Origin of the sequence: Bradyrhizobium sp. 17, from assembly GCF_023073515.1 — a bacterium.
GTDB lineage: Bacteria > Pseudomonadota > Alphaproteobacteria > Rhizobiales > Xanthobacteraceae > Bradyrhizobium > Bradyrhizobium canariense_D.
Map to the genome: position 1 here is coordinate 150,563 of NZ_JADPJQ010000106.1, position 14,695 is coordinate 165,257.

The window sequence follows — 14,695 nt, forward strand, 5'->3', positions numbered from 1 at the left end:
TCAAGAAGCAAAAGGCCACGCGCATGCGCGTGGCCTCGCATTGTGACCTGAGACGATCAGGCGACTTTCGTCGTCATGTGCTTGAACATGTTGCTGCGCGCCTCGTCGTCCATTTCCGCCTTGAAGGTGAACTTGTCCTTCAGCGCGATCGCGCGCGTCGCCGCAGGCCGCGCCGAGATCTCGTCCACCAGCCGCTTCACGTTCGGGTATCGCGCGAAGGCATCGTCGCCGAGCTTGAACGGCACCATCCGCGCCCACCCCCACAGCGCCATGTCGACGATCGAATAGCTGTCGCCGACCATATAGCGGCGGCCTTTGAGGTGGCCGTCGAGAATCTTGTAATGGCGATCGGTCTCGAACTGATAGCGGTTATGCGCGTAGTCGTGGTTCTGGTCTTTCGGCGCAAAATGCTTGAAGTGCACGGCCTGGCCCGAATACGGCCCGACGCCGGTGGCGACGAACATCAGCCATGACAGCATCTCGCCGCGAACATTGGCGGCCGGCAGGAATTTGCCGGTCTTCTCGGCGAGATACAGCAGGATGGCGTTGGAATCGAACACGATGGTGCCGTTGTCGTCGATCGCCGGCACCTTGCCGTTCGGATTGATCTTCAGGTAGTCCGGCGTGAACTGCTCGCCCGTGCGGGTGTCGATCTTCACCGGCTCGAAGGGCAGGCCGGCCTCTTCGAGATAAAGCGCGACCTTGGTCGGGTTCGGCGAACCGTTGAAATAGAATTTGAGCATCGGGCATCTCCCCTGTGTTTGTTTGCTGAGAGTGGAGTCAGCAACATGTCCGCAAGCTGCCTTGTCTTGCCTGAACCTTATCGGGGAGGGCAACCGGCGAGTTTGCCGGGCGGCGTCTGCGCGTCACGCAGATCAGCCGGCGTAACAAAGGCCGATCGCCGCCGTAATGACCATGGCCGCGCCCACGACCTCCAGGCGCAACCCGAGCCGGGTAGCGATATGCATGTCGGAGGCCCGCGCCGCGCGCTCCGATCCGCGCGCGTAGCCGTGAACGATGACGTCGTGATTGAAGCTGTCGTGGGCCTCGTTGCTGCTGGCGAGCCCGACACAGACCACGAGCACGCCGAACAAGGCGAGGCCGAAAAATCCCAGCAGCGCGATCAGGAACATCGGAAACATGCCGACCAGAAAGATCGGCAGCAGCGGCACCAGCAGCAATGTCTCGGACTGTCGTCGCATGGCTCGACCGGTCAAGACGGGGCGTAGGCGGTCAATCTAGTCCCGCCGGCCGCTGTATTCAACCAGTCTCGTCATTCCGGGGCCGCGCCAGGAGGCGCGCTCCGGGACGACGAAAGGAAGGCTACCCCGCCGCCATGCCGGCGCGGATCTCGGCGCGCAGCTCGTCGATCAGCTTAAGACCCTTCTTGGTCTCGATGTGCCAGAAGGTCCAGCCGTTGCAGGCTTGCGCGCCCTGCGCCACTGCGCCCATGCGGTGGATGGAGCCGACCTTGTCGCCGAACATGATGGCGCCGTCGGCACGCACCAGCGCGCCGAGTTTCTTCTTCGCGTCGAACAGCTTGGTGCCGGGCATGATCATGCCACGCTCGATCAGCTCGGAGAACGCCACACGCGGCGCTTCGCGCGCCGTCATGAACGGGGCGAGGCTTGCCTCCGGAAGCGGCTCGATCGCGGCGATGCGCGCTTCGGCCGCTTTCGCATAGGTCTTGTCGCGCTCGAAGCCGATATAGGAGCGGCCGAGGCGCTTTGCGACCGCGCCGGTGGTGCCGGTGCCATTGAAGGGATCGATCACGAGATCGCCGGGTTTGGAGGACGACAGCAGCACGCGCGCCAGCAGGCCTTCCGGTTTCTGCGTCGGGTGCACTTTCTTGCCGTCGGCGCCCTTGAGGCGCTCCTCGCCGGTGCAAAGCGGGATCAGCCAGTCGGACCGTGCCTGCACGTCCTCGTTGGCGGCCTTCAGCGCCTCGTAGTTGAACGTGTAGCCCTTGGCCTTCTCGTCCCGCGCGGCCCAGATCATGGTCTCGTGCGCATTGGTGAAGCGGCGGCCGCGGAAATTCGGCATCGGGTTGGTCTTGCGCCAGACGATGTCGTTCAGCAGCCAGAAGCCGAGGTCCTGCATGATCGCGCCGACGCGGAAGATGTTGTGATAGGAGCCGATCACCCAGATCGTCGCCGACGGCTTCATCGCGCGGCGGGCGGCGAGCAGCCAGGCGCGGGTGAAATCGTCATAGGCGGAGAACGAATCGAACTTGTCCCAGTCGTCGTCGACCGCATCGACATGAGATTCGTCGGGGCGCTTGAGATCGCCCTTAAGCTGGAGATTGTAGGGTGGATCGGCGAACACCAGGTCGACCGAACCAGCCTGAAGCTTCGACATCTCGGCGACGCAATCGCCGAGGACGATGCTGTGCGAAGGAGACTCAAAATTTGTGCGGGGCGCCCTTGCAGACGCCCCGCGACGCGACTCTACCATGACTCAAGAACTCTGACTCAGGCGACGCTGTCGGCGACGCGGGACCAAACAACCGACTGACCGTTACATTGAAGCGGCAAAGTAAAAATCGACTTAACCCGTGGCTTTCGTGAACAGCCCTCACATCGCGCCTTGCACGCGGCTCGCTCCGCGCATTCTCCATGTTTTGCAGTGTATTTCGCGTTTCTTCGCGTTGCGGCTGTGATCGGAGCGCAAAAAGACTCAAAATTCCTCTCGGAAAAAATTGCTCGATGCCCGGAAAAAATTGCTGGCATTGCCATGCTGTCGCACTAGGCAATAATTGCCGAGCGGGATATTGATTAACGCAACGGAAACGTATGTGGCGCGTTGAGCTTTCGCGCTTTCGCGCCGAATTGAGCTAGGACCGAGGGAAGCCGCCATGCGCTACGATGATTTCCGCCGCAGCGACGACATCGAGGATCGTCGCGACGATGGTGGCGGCGGCGGTGGAGGAGGCGGGTTCGGCCTCCCCATGGGCGGCGGCGGGCTTGGGATCGGTACCATCATCGTGCTCGGCCTGGTCGGCTACGCCTTCGGCATCGATCCGCGCATCCTGATCGGCGGCGCCGAGATACTCACCGGCGGCGGCCAGGCGCCGTCCTACCAGACCGATCGCCAATCGTCGTCCAACGCCAAGCGCGGCGCGCCGACCGACGAGATGGGCAGCATGATCTCCGGCATCCTCGGCGAGATCGACGATCGCTGGAGCGAGATCTTCCAGGCCTCCGGCCAGTCCTTTACCGGTCCAAAGGTCGTGCTGTTCCGCAACGTCACCAATGGCGGGCGCTGCGGCCGGGCGGAGTCGGCGATGGGACCGTTCTATTGTCCGCCCGACAGGACCATCTTCCTCGACACCGGTTTCTTCCGAGAGGTCGAGACGCGTTTTCGCGGCTGCTCCGGCAAGTCGGCCTGTAACTTCACCACCGCCTACATCATCGCCCATGAGGCCGGCCATCACATCCAGAACCTGCTCGGCATCATTCCGCGCGTGACGCGGCTGCAGCAGCAGGCCGGCAGCAAGGCGGAGGCCAATGCGCTGCAGGTGAAGGTCGAATTGCAGGCCGACTGCCTGTCCGGTGTCTGGGTCAATCGCGAGGCGAAGAAGCGGCCGAACTTCCTGGAGCCGGGCGACATCGACGCCGCACTCACCACGGCGAGCGCGATCGGCGACGACACGCTGCAGCGCCAGTCCACAGGCCGCGTCGTGCCCGATTCCTTCACCCACGGCTCGGCGGCGCAACGCAAACAATGGTTCATGACCGGCTACCAGCAGGGCACCGTCCAGGCCTGCAACACGTTTGGGGGCGGACAGTAGGGGTTATCCGTCATCCTGAGGTGCTCGCCAATTGGCGAGCCTCGAAGGATGGCGAGCCCGTGGCCCATCCTTCGAGGGCGCAAGAGCGCGCACCTCAGGATGACGTCTGTGGTCTGTGAAGAAGGTGCGTTGCAATGACCTCCATCGACGAAACAAAACAGTTCGTCCCGCTCAACATCGCGGTGCTCACCGTGTCGGACACGCGCGCGCTGGCGGATGATAAATCCGGCCAGACCCTGGCCGACCGTCTCACCGCTGCCGGCCATCATCTCGCCGCGCGCGAGATCGTCACCGATGACGTCGAGGCGATCCGCACCGTCATCCGCCGCTGGATTGCGGACGCAGGTGTCGACGTCGTCATCACCACCGGCGGCACCGGTTTCACCGGGCGCGACGTCACGCCGGAGGCGATCGAGCCCTTGTTCGAGAAGCGCATGGACGGTTTCTCGATCTCATTCCACATGCTGAGCCACGCCAAGATCGGAACGTCGACGATCCAGAGCCGCGCCACGGCCGGCGTCGCGGGCGCAACCTACATCTTCTGCCTCCCAGGTTCGCCCGGTGCCTGCCGCGACGGCTGGGACGGCATCCTCAAAGCCCAGCTCGACTACCGCACGCGCCCCTGCAATTTCGTCGAGATCATGCCGCGGCTGGACGAGCACCTGCGCCGGCCGAAGGCCCAGGGCGCGACGGTGTAGTTGGACATTTCTTCTCCGCTCATGTCGGCCGAAGCTTTAGCGAAGGCGGATGCGGGAAAGGTGGCATAGGCCGCCTTCGGCCGCCCGTCCTTAAAGAATGCCGAAGCGAAGCTTGGGTATCTATCGGCACGGAGTGCTCGGAGACATACCCCTCGCCCTAGTGAGTGTGCGTCTGGCAGCATCGCTGCCCTCTCCCACAAGGGGCGAGGGCGCATACATGCGCCTCTCGCTCGTTGCGAGAGTTCTACAGATCCCGCTCCCACGTTTCCCCAATCAGATCCTGCCCGAAGCTGTGATGCGGCTCGCTCTTCACGAGCTTGAAGCCTGCGCTTTGATAGATGCCACGCGCGGCGACCAGGATGCTTTGCGTCCACAGCGTCATCTTGCTGTAGCCCCTCTCGCGCGCACCCTGGATGCATTGGTCGACCAGCGCGCGGCCGACACCGAGTCCCCGCGCTTTCTTTTCCACCTGCAACAGGCGCAGCTTGGCGATCTGGTCCGTGGCCTTGACCAGAAAGATAGAGCCGACCGGCTCTCCGCCCACTTCCGCAATCCAGCAGTGCTCGCGGGCGGCGTCATAGTTCTTGATGAACTGTGCGCAGATCTCGGCGACCAGGGCCTCGTAGCTGATATCCCAGTTGTAGTCGGCCGCATAGGCGGCGGCCTGCCGGGAGATGACCCAGCCCATGTCGCCGACGCGATGGCTGCGCAGCATGAAAGCCGCGGGGTGGCTTCGATGCTCCAGCACGGCCTCGATGGTCGCCATAGCCTGCGTGAGCCGCGTTGCATCGCTGGTCGAAAGCTGAGCCAGCATTGCGGCGACCTCATTTTGCGAGCCCAGGTTCAGCTTGGCAAAGGCCTGGCGCCCCTTGGCGGTGAGGCTGAGCTGGTATTGCCTGCGATCCGCGGGCAGGGCCCTGCGGGTGATCAGGCCCTTTTCGTCGAAGCTTTGCACGATCCGGCTGAGATAGCCGGGGTCGAGGCCAAGCTCGTTGCCGATCTCCTTGGCGGCAAGGTCGTCCCGTTGCGCGAGCTCGTAGAGCACGCGGGCCTCGCTGAGCGAGAACGGGCTCTTGCCAAGGTGCTGGTCGAGCACGCCAAGCTTGCGGGTGTAGAAGCGGTTGAAGGCGCGGACCGCTGCGATGTGGTCGTCGGTAGGATTGAACGACATGGGTCACCTCCGATGTTTGCCATTGTCAAATAATTATTTGACCTTGGCAAGTATCGAGGTGCCTCAGCCGACCATGACGATCCGGCTGCGCAGCATGATCCGCGACGAGCGGCCGAGCCGCCGGAGCAGCCGTGCCTCGGAGTGGCGGGCTTGGGGCGGGTAGCCGCCAATGCGGTCGTAGTGATCACGCGCGATCAAAAGTCCCTGATCGCCGAAGGGACCGACGAGCTTGCGCATCAGGGCCCGGAGGATGTGGCGGAAGCCGGCATCGGCGTAGGGCGAGCGCGCATAGCGGAAGACGGCCGCACGATCCCGGCCGCTGGTCGAGACGGACTGGATGAACTGGGTGGTTTCCTCGATCCAGCCGGTTTCCAGCACGGCGCCCGCGGGCAGGAACATCAGCCAGGACGAACGGGCCTGGAGTGCGCCGGCGGCGAGCGCGGCGCCTTGAGTGGATCCTTCGAAGCCGATGAAACGGCAGCCCGCGACGTCGGCAACGCGCTCGATGACGCCATTGCGGGTGCCGTCGACCAGGAGCACTTCCCGGATGACGCCTGCGGCGGCACCGGGTACCAGCGCGGCCAGAGTTGCGACGGCCGTCTGCTCGACGCCTTCGGTCGGAATGATGACGCTCAGCATGATGGAAGCTTCACTGTCCACACTTCGGGAGAAGCGTAGCTCATTATGAGGGCGTCATAAAACATGGCGCTGCCGAGTGCAACTTTCCGGCCGCGCCTCGGCAGACGATGGTAAACCGCTGCAGCCCTCGCATCCAAATATGTCCCGTACGGGGCGGCGATATTGCCGAATGTGTCGCCCCAGCCTGTCCTGTCCGTATTAATCCGGAGGTGAGCCGCAATATTGCGCGGCGCGCCGGCCGTTCGCAATCATGCAAGAGGAGGATGCGATAGCGGACGAGCGCGAGGACGGGAAAACGTGCAACCACGCTGCTGACGAGGGCTTCGAATGAACGCCGGTCAACTCGCTGTTCGCAGCACCGCCGCACAATGTCGTGCGATCATCAGTTCCTCATTCGTTGGAATGACGAAGACATCGACTGCGCTATCGCCATCGTTGATGCGCTCGCGCGCCGCATCATTCGCAGCGGCATCGATGCGCACGCCGAGCCAGTCGAGACGCTCACCGATCGCGCTGCGGATTTCGCTGGCATGCTCGCCGATGCCGCCGGTGAAGACCAGGCAGTCTAGCCCTGCAAGCGTTGTCGCCATCGCCGCCACCTCCTGCGCGGCGCGGAAGGTGAAGAGCTCGACCGCCTCCCGCGCCGCAGCTTCGCGGCTCGCAAGCAGCATGCGCATATCCGACGCGATGCCGGAGACGCCGAGCAGGCCCGATTCGTGGTAGAGCAGGTGCTGGACATCTTCGACCGACATCTTCTCGTGCTGTTGCAGATAGAGCAGCACGCCCGGGTCGAGCCTGCCGCAGCGCGTGCCCATCACCAGCCCGTCGAGCGGCGTCAGTCCCATCGTGGTGTCGATGCTGCGGCCGTCGCGCAAGCCGCACAGGCTCGCGCCGTTGCCGAGATGCGCGATCACAGTGCGCTTCGCCACGAGCTGCGGCGCGATTCGGGCGAGCCGTCCCGCGACATATTCGAACGAGAGGCCATGAAATCCGTAGCGCCGGATGCCGCGCTCTTCATAACGTCGCGGAATGGCGAAGCGGCTGGCGGGCGGCGCAATGCCGTGGTGGAAAGCGGTATCGAAGCAGGCGATCTGCGTCAGGTCGGGCCTGATCGCCGTGATAGTGCGGACCGGAGCCAGGCAGCGCGGCTGGTGCAGGGGCGCCAGCGGCGTCAGCGCTTGCAGCTTTGCGGTGACATCCTCCGTCAGCTCGACCGGAGCGGAATAGTCCGGACCGCCATGGACGACGCGATGGCCGACGGCGCGCAAGCGATGGTCGCCGAAACGATCCTCGATGAAGCCGAGCACGTCGGCGAACAGATGATCGCTGGCCGCATCCGATGCTTCCCTCCGTTTCTCGAACAGGTCTTCGCCCGCGGGACTCTTCACGACGAGCCGCGGCTTCGTCTCGTGCTCGTCAAGCAGGCCCTTGCAGAGCAGGGCGGGCTCGGCCGCCGAGATATCGAACAGGCCGAATTTGATGCTCGACGATCCCGAGTTGAGAACGAGAACCGTGTTCGACATGGCTCTCCTCAGTCGCCTGCCTCTGCCGGCGTGTTGCCGCCGGCGCTGTTCTGCCAGACCCATTCCTGGATTTCCGGCATGTCCTCGCCGTGTTCGCGCACATAGCGCGAATGCTCGATCAGCTTGTCGCGGAATTGCTGCTTCACCTGCGCCGCCCTGGTCGCGAGCCCCGGCACGCGCTCGATCGCCTCGATCGCGAGGTGATAGCGGTCGAGCTCGTTGAGCACGACCATGTCGAACGGCGTCGTCGTGGTGCCTTCCTCGGCAAAGCCGCGGACGTGCATGCCGGCGTGGTTGGTGCGGTTATAGGTCAACCGGTGGATCAGATAAGGATAGCCGTGATAGGCGAAGATCACCGGCTTGTCGCGCGTGAACAGGCCGTCGAAGTCGCGGTCGGACAAGCCGTGCGGGTGCTGCTCCCTGGGTTGCAGCGTCATGAGGTCGACGACGTTGACGACGCGGATCTTCAGCTCGGGCAGCGCCTTGCGCAGCAGGTCGACGGCAGCGAGCGTTTCCAGTGTCGGCACGTCGCCGGCGCAGGCCATCACGACACCGGGCTCGCCATTCGCATCTTCCGTGCCGGCCCAGCTCCAGATGCCGATGCCGGCGGCGCAATGCGTGGCTGCCTCCTGCATCGACAGCCATTGCGGCGCCGGCTGCTTGCCGGCGACGATGACGTTGATGCGGTCATAGGTGCGCAGGCAGTGATCGGCGATCCACAGCAGCGTGTTGGCATCCGGCGGGAAGTAGATGCGGACGATGTCGGCCTTCTTGTTGGCGACGAGATCGACGAAACCGGGATCCTGATGGCTGAAGCCGTTGTGGTCCTGACGCCAGACATGCGAGGTGAGCAGATAGTTGAGCGAGGCGATCGGTCGCCGCCACGGCAGATGCCGGGTCACCTTCAGCCATTTGGCGTGCTGGTTGAACATGGAATCCACGATGTGGATGAACGCCTCGTAGCAGGAGAAGAAGCCGTGCCGGCCCGTGAGCAGGTAACCCTCTAACCAGCCCTGGCAGAGATGCTCGCTCAGGACTTCCATCACGCGTCCGTCCTGGGCGAGATGCACGTCGTAAGGTTTTGTCGGCTCCATCCAGACGCGTTCGGTGGCCTCGAACACCGCATCGAGCCGGTTCGACGCAGTCTCGTCCGGGCCCATGATGCGGAAGTTGCGGGCCTCGGTGTTGAGGCGGATGACGTCGCGCAGGAATTTCCCGAGCTCGCGGGTTGCCTCCGCCACGACGCCGCCCGGCTGCGCTACTTCGACGGCGAAACTGCGGAAGTCCGGCAGCTTCAGCTCCTTCTTCAGAAGGCCGCCATTGGCGTGCGGATTGGCGCCCATGCGGCGATTGCCTTCGGGCGCGAGCGCCTGGAGCTCGGCAATGAGCGCGCCGTTCGCGTCGAACAGCTTTTCCGGCTCGTAGCTGCGCATCCAGTCTTCGAGAATCTTCAGATGCGCCGGGTTCTCGCGACAGTTCGCGACGGGCACCTGATGCGCCCGCCAAAAGCCCTCCACCTTCTTGCCGTCGACTTCCTTGGGGCCGGTCCAGCCCTTCGGGCTGCGCAGCACGATCATCGGCCAGCGCGGACGTTCGACGCTCTTGCGGCCGTCGCGGGCGTGCTGCTGGATCGACCGGATGCTGACGAGCGCGACGTCGAGCGCGTCTGCCATGGCCCGGTGCATCAATTTGGGATCGTCGCCCTCGACGAACAGCGGCTCGTGGCCGAGCCCGCGGAAGAGATCGCGGATCTCGTCGTCGCGCATCCGGCCGAGCACGGTCGGATTGGCAATCTTGTAACCGTTGAGATGCAGGATCGGCAGCACCGCGCCGTCATGCGCAGGATTGAGGAATTTGTTGGAGTGCCAGGACGCGGCGAGCGGGCCGGTCTCGGCCTCGCCGTCACCGACGACACAGGCGACGATCAGGTCGGGATTGTCGAAGGCCGCGCCATAGGCATGCACCAGCGCGTAACCGAGCTCACCGCCTTCGTGGATCGAGCCCGGCGTTTCCGGCGCCGCGTGACTCGGGATGCCGCCGGGGAAGGAGAATTGCCTGAACAGCTTGCGCAACCCCTCGGTATCGCGCGCGATATCGGGATAGAGCTCGCTGTAGCTGCCTTCGAGATAGGTGTTGGCGACCATGCCGGGGCCGCCGTGCCCGGGACCGCAGACATAGATCACGTTCAGGTCCAGCGCGCGGATGACGCGGTTGAGATGGGCATAAATGAAGTTCAAACCGGGCGTCGTGCCCCAATGGCCGAGCAAACGCGGCTTGATGTGCTCGGGCCGTAAGGGCTCGCGCAGCAGCGGATTGTCGAGGAGATAGATTTGCCCAACGGAGAGATAGTTCGCGGCGCGCCAATAGCGGTCGAGCAGATCGAGGTTGCTGCTCGCTGCGGCCAATTGTTGTTGATTTGTCATGTTCTTGCCGACCTTCACCCAACGATCGTCATCAACCATGTTCCGCGACGATCGATCCCTCCCGTGATCAAACGGAATCGTGGTCACGCTGGTGTTGCGTGAAGTCAAAAACCCCCGCCCGAAATTTGGGCAGCTCGACTGTGCATGGGGTTGTTTTCACGTTTTTTGTTTGTGTTCTTGATTTGTTCCTTTGACATGCTATCTTGGCTTCATGAGTCCAGCATCCTCTCATGCTCTCAAGCACCCGCCGGTCACGGCGCCCTCCGAGCCGGCGGGTGCGCCTTCTGACTTCCCTGAGCTGGCGGTCGCCATCGACCGCCAGCGCAGGCGAGGCCGGGGCGCGCAGTCCAACGCCAGCGGCCGGTTTGAGGCCGAGGCGCGCGTCGCATTCGACGATGGCTGGCAGAGCCTTGAAGAACTGCCCCCGTTCAAGACCACGGTCGGGATCGACACCTCGCGCAAGGTGATCACCCGCAACGAATCTCCCGACATCGGCTTCGATCGTTCGATCAATCCCTACCGCGGTTGCGAGCACGGCTGCGTCTATTGCTTCGCGCGGCCGACGCATGCCTATCTTGGCCTGTCGCCGGGGCTCGACTTTGAGTCGAAGCTGTTCGTGAAGCCCGAGGCGCCGGCGTTGCTCGAGAAGGAGCTTGCGGCGCCGGGCTACGAGCCGCGGATGATCGCGATCGGCACCAACACCGATCCCTATCAGCCGATCGAGCGCGAGCGCAAAATCATGCGCGGCATTCTGGAGGTGCTGGAGCGCGCCGGCCATCCCGTCGGGATCGTCACCAAGTCGGCGCTGGTCGTGCGCGACATCGACATTCTCGCGCGAATGGCCAAACGCAACCTCGCCAAGGTCGGGATCTCCGTGACCTCGCTCGATCCGAAACTAGCGCGCACCATGGAGCCGCGGGCGTCCACGCCGCCGAAGCGGCTGGAGGCACTGAAGCAGCTTTCCGAGGCTGGCATTCCGACCACCGTCATGGTCGCGCCCGTGATCCCCGCGCTGAACGATTCCGAGATCGAGCGCATCCTGGATGCCGCCGCCCATGCCGGCGTCAAGGAGGCCTCCTACGTGTTGCTGCGGTTGCCGCTCGAGGTGCGCGATCTCTTTCGGGAATGGCTGATGGCGAACTATCCGGACCGGTATCGCCACGTCTTCACGCTGATCCGCGACATGCGCGGCGGCCGTGACTACGATGCGAAATGGGGCGAGCGCATGAAGGGCACCGGCCCGATGGCCTGGACCATCGGCCGCCGCTTCGAGATCGCTTGCGACAGGCTCGGGCTGAACAAACGGCGCGCCAAGCTGACGACGGATCATTTTGCCAAGCCGAAGCGGAACGGCGATCAGCTCAGCCTGTTCTGAGGGACGAAGTGAGAGAGGCGTCTATGAGTAAGGAACCGCCAGCTCCTATCCCGCGGCTGACCGTCATCACGCTGGGCGTGAACGACATCCGCGCCAGCATTGCCTTTTACGACGCGCTCGGTTTCTCGCGCCGGCTCAAGGTAACCGGCGAGACCGTTGCGTTCTATGACACCGGCGGTCCGGTGCTCGCGTTGTTTCCCTGGGATCAACTCGCGGTCGACGCCAAATTGCCTGATCATCCGAGGCCATCGACGTTCCGCGGCATGACGCTCGCCTGGAATTGCCGCGCGCGTGAGGAGGTGGATGCGGTGCTGGTCTTCGCCGTCAGCAAGGGAGCCGCGTTGCTGAAGGCAGCACATGAGACCGACTACGGCGGCTATTCCGGCTATTTCGCCGATCCTGACGGCCATCCCTGGGAGGTCGTGGTCGCGCCCGGCATCGACGTCGGCGAGGACCGGCGGGTGCATCTGGCGGAATAGGGCGGCTGGCTTGAATAACGGGAATTGTTCGAGGTTCCCGATTGCGCAGGCCATGCCGCTTGCGCACGATCCCGGCCATGATTCGGGATCAATCCGCAAAGAAGCCGGCCAAAGGCGCGCCCAAAAAGGCTGCGCCTAAGAGCGAGAAGGCTGCGCCTGAGAACAAGAAAGCTGCGCCCAAAAAAATCGCCAAGGCGCTGGCCGGCACAAAGAGCGCCATCATCGTTGCCCCAAGCTTCCGCCGTGAGCGCGCGCTGATCAAGCGCGGCGTTTGGCCGGTAGCGGGCTGCGATGAGGCGGGCCGCGGGCCACTGGCCGGTCCGGTGGTGGCGGCGGCGGTGATTCTCGATCCCGACCGCATCCCGCGCGGCATCGACGATTCCAAGCGCCTGACGGCCGAGGAGCGCGAAAGGCTGTTCGGCAAGATCTGCGCGACCGCCCAGGTCTCGGTGGCCGTCGCCTCGCGCTCCCGCATCGACCGCGACAACATCCTGCGCGCCTCGCTGTGGGCGCTGAAGCGCGCCGTGGTGGCGCTGCCCCAGCAGCCGCGGCACGTCTTCGTCGACGGCCGCGACCGGCTCGACACGGAATGCGATTGCGAGGCCGTGATCGGCGGCGACGGCATCGTCCTGTCGATCGCAGCGGCCTCGATCATCGCCAAGGTAACGCGGGACCGCCTGATGTGCGCGTTGGCGCAGGACTGTCCCGGCTACGGTTTCGAGCAGCATAAGGGCTACGCCGTGCCCGAGCACCTCGACGCGCTCAACCGCCTCGGTCCCACCGTCCACCACCGCAGCTTCTTCGCCCCCGTCGCCGCCGCACGCGCCAAGCACATGCCCTGGACGGTCGAGCCGGCGCAGGATCTGTTTGCGGTGACCGAGATCGAGCTGCAGGTGGACGCGAGCCTGGAAGTCGACGCGTCGGCAAATCTCTAGACGAGACTCAGTTGCCACGACGCGTCACGCCCTTTATCAAAACAGTCGTGAGCGAATAGGGCCGGCTTCACGGGTTGGCTGCATCTTTCGGACGTTGCATGCGGTTTACCTCCCTGGTCATCGAGCTCATTCGCGCGCGGCCGCGGCTGATCGTCTGGATCGCCGTGCTGCTCCAGGCCGCGATGTGGCTGTTCGTGGCGCTGGTGTTTTATCGCAGCCCGCCCGGCAGTCTCGCGACCCTGCTGGCCTTCGGCCGCGAATACCAGGTCGGCACCGATCTCGGGCCGCCCTTGCCGGTCTGGCTCGCCGACATCGCCTATCGCGCTGCCGGCGGCCACCTGTTCGGTGTCTACGTGCTGGCCGAGCTCTGCGGGATCGCGACGTTGATCACGCTCTATCATCTGTCCCGCGCGGTGGTCGGCCCCCAGCAGGCAGTGCTGGCCGTGCTGCTGACCATGACGCTGCTGGCCTTCTCCTCGCCCACACTCGACTTCGGCCCTCTGGTGCTGGCGCGACCGCTCTGGGCGCTGCTGCTGCTGCATTCCTGGCAGATCATCGGACAGCGCCGCGGCAACGCCTGGTTTGCCTGGTCGATCGAGGCCGGCCTCTTGCTGTTGACGACGCCGGCTGCGATCTTCCTGCTGCTGCTGATCGTCGTCTTCGCGCTCGCAACCGCGGACGGCCGCCGCACGTTGCGTGCCTTCGACCCGCTGTTTGCGCTGGTGGTCGTCGCCGTGCTGGCATTGCCCTATGCCGTCTGGCTGACGCGCGCCGAGGCGCTCGTCCTGCCGGCCCTGCCTGAGGTCGCCCAGCTCAATGCCCGTGCGCTGCACGCGGCCTGGCTGCTCGGGGGGCTCCTGCTCGGTGCGGCGGCGATCCCGGCGCTGACCGTCCTCAACACCGGCCTGTTCGTGCCCAAGAGCGAGGAGGCGCCGATCATCTACCGCCCGCCGGTCGAGCCGCTCGCACGTAATTTCGTCTATTTCTTCGCGCTGGCGCCGGCGCTCGGCGCGGTGCTGATCTCCGGCCTGCTGGGCCTCGACGCCGTCGTCGGCGGCGCCGGCGTCGTGCTGGTGTTGTCGGGGCTTGCCGTGGTCGTGGGGGCCGGCGATCTCATCGCGATGCGCCGCGCGAGGATGCTGCGGATGGTCTGGGCGGCTGCCGTCGTGGCGCCCGCAATCGGCGTCGTGCTCGCCGTCCTGCTGCTGCCGTGGACCGGTGCCAACGAGATCGCGACCTCGATGCCGGCCCGCGCGATTTCGGACTTCTTCGACGAGAGCTTTGCCCGCCGCACCAATCATCGCCTGCGCGCGGTCGCCGGCGAGACCCAGCTTGCGAGCTTGATCACGCTGCATTCCGGCCGGCCGCATCTCTTCATCGATGCCGAGCCCGCGCGTACACCCTGGATCAATCAAGCCAAATTCAGCGAGACCGGCGGCGTCGTGGTCTGGCGCGCTTCCGATACCGCCGGCACGCCGCCGCCGGACATCCTCGCGCGCTTTCCCGGCATCGTGCCGGAAGTCCCGCGCGCCTTCGAATGGCTGGTGACCGGACGCCAGCAACTCCTGCGCATCGGCTGGGCCATCGTGCGGCCGAAGGGGACTTAGTTGCTCGCTCTTTCGGTGGTCATTGCGAGGAGCCCTTGCGACGAAGCAATCCACA

At 64.7% G+C, this 14,695-nt stretch carries 13 protein-coding genes; 6 read left to right on the forward strand and 7 right to left on the reverse strand.

What is annotated here, in order from left to right:
* Positions 1-56: 56 nt before the first annotated feature.
* From IVB13_RS21575 to IVB13_RS21585, 3 genes are all read right to left on the reverse strand, one after another.
* Positions 57-743, reverse strand: a complete 687-nt coding sequence (locus IVB13_RS21575; RefSeq protein WP_085352625.1) for a glutathione S-transferase family protein — start codon at positions 741-743, stop codon at positions 57-59.
* 132 nt (positions 744-875) lie between these two features.
* Entirely contained in the window at positions 876-1,202 is a 327-nt protein-coding gene (locus tag IVB13_RS21580; protein ID WP_018454920.1) for a hypothetical protein, read from the reverse strand.
* A gap of 121 nt (positions 1,203-1,323) precedes the next feature.
* The gene (locus IVB13_RS21585; RefSeq protein WP_085352624.1) at positions 1,324-2,454 is read right to left on the reverse strand and encodes a site-specific DNA-methyltransferase; all 1,131 of its coding nucleotides are present in this window, start codon (positions 2,452-2,454) and stop codon (positions 1,324-1,326) included.
* A 400-nt stretch (positions 2,455-2,854) separates the two neighbouring features.
* Between IVB13_RS21585 and IVB13_RS21590 the strand changes: the two genes are divergently transcribed.
* Positions 2,855-3,790 carry a neutral zinc metallopeptidase gene (locus IVB13_RS21590; RefSeq protein WP_085352623.1) on the forward strand — a complete coding sequence of 312 codons (936 nt, stop codon included), beginning with the start codon at positions 2,855-2,857 and terminating at the stop codon, positions 3,788-3,790.
* A 134-nt stretch (positions 3,791-3,924) separates the two neighbouring features.
* On the forward strand, positions 3,925-4,488 hold the full coding sequence (moaB, locus tag IVB13_RS21595) for a molybdenum cofactor biosynthesis protein B (protein WP_018454917.1): 564 nt from the start codon (positions 3,925-3,927) through the stop codon (positions 4,486-4,488).
* A 244-nt stretch (positions 4,489-4,732) separates the two neighbouring features.
* On the opposite strand, the gene IVB13_RS21600 is transcribed toward moaB, so the two are convergent.
* The 4 genes from IVB13_RS21600 to IVB13_RS21615 form a co-directional block, all read right to left on the reverse strand.
* Positions 4,733-5,659 carry a helix-turn-helix domain-containing GNAT family N-acetyltransferase gene (locus IVB13_RS21600; RefSeq protein ID WP_085352622.1) on the reverse strand — a complete coding sequence of 309 codons (927 nt, stop codon included), beginning with the start codon at positions 5,657-5,659 and terminating at the stop codon, positions 4,733-4,735.
* 63 nt (positions 5,660-5,722) lie between these two features.
* Positions 5,723-6,298, reverse strand: a complete 576-nt coding sequence (locus tag IVB13_RS21605; protein WP_204513849.1) for a glycosyl transferase — start codon at positions 6,296-6,298, stop codon at positions 5,723-5,725.
* Positions 6,299-6,636: 338 nt separating this feature from the next.
* Positions 6,637-7,821: an acetate/propionate family kinase gene (locus IVB13_RS21610; protein ID WP_018454914.1), complete on the reverse strand. Its 1,185-nt coding sequence runs from the start codon at positions 7,819-7,821 to the stop codon at positions 6,637-6,639.
* A gap of 8 nt (positions 7,822-7,829) precedes the next feature.
* The gene (locus tag IVB13_RS21615) at positions 7,830-10,244 is read right to left on the reverse strand and encodes a phosphoketolase family protein (RefSeq protein WP_247490451.1); all 2,415 of its coding nucleotides are present in this window, start codon (positions 10,242-10,244) and stop codon (positions 7,830-7,832) included.
* Positions 10,245-10,455: 211 nt separating this feature from the next.
* Here IVB13_RS21615 and IVB13_RS21620 point away from each other — a divergent pair, with 211 nt between their 5' ends.
* From IVB13_RS21620 to IVB13_RS21635, 4 genes are all read left to right on the forward strand, one after another.
* Positions 10,456-11,619 (forward strand): PA0069 family radical SAM protein, encoded by a 1,164-nt coding sequence (locus IVB13_RS21620; RefSeq protein ID WP_018454912.1) that lies wholly within the window; start codon positions 10,456-10,458, stop codon positions 11,617-11,619.
* Positions 11,620-11,642: 23 nt separating this feature from the next.
* Positions 11,643-12,098, forward strand: a complete 456-nt coding sequence (locus IVB13_RS21625; protein WP_018454911.1) for a VOC family protein — start codon at positions 11,643-11,645, stop codon at positions 12,096-12,098.
* A gap of 77 nt (positions 12,099-12,175) precedes the next feature.
* Positions 12,176-13,033, forward strand: coding sequence for a ribonuclease HII (locus IVB13_RS21630; protein WP_204513850.1), 858 nt, complete (start codon positions 12,176-12,178; stop codon positions 13,031-13,033).
* A 98-nt stretch (positions 13,034-13,131) separates the two neighbouring features.
* Positions 13,132-14,640 carry a glycosyltransferase family 39 protein gene (locus tag IVB13_RS21635; RefSeq protein ID WP_018454909.1) on the forward strand — a complete coding sequence of 503 codons (1,509 nt, stop codon included), beginning with the start codon at positions 13,132-13,134 and terminating at the stop codon, positions 14,638-14,640.
* Positions 14,641-14,695: the final 55 nt, after the last annotated feature.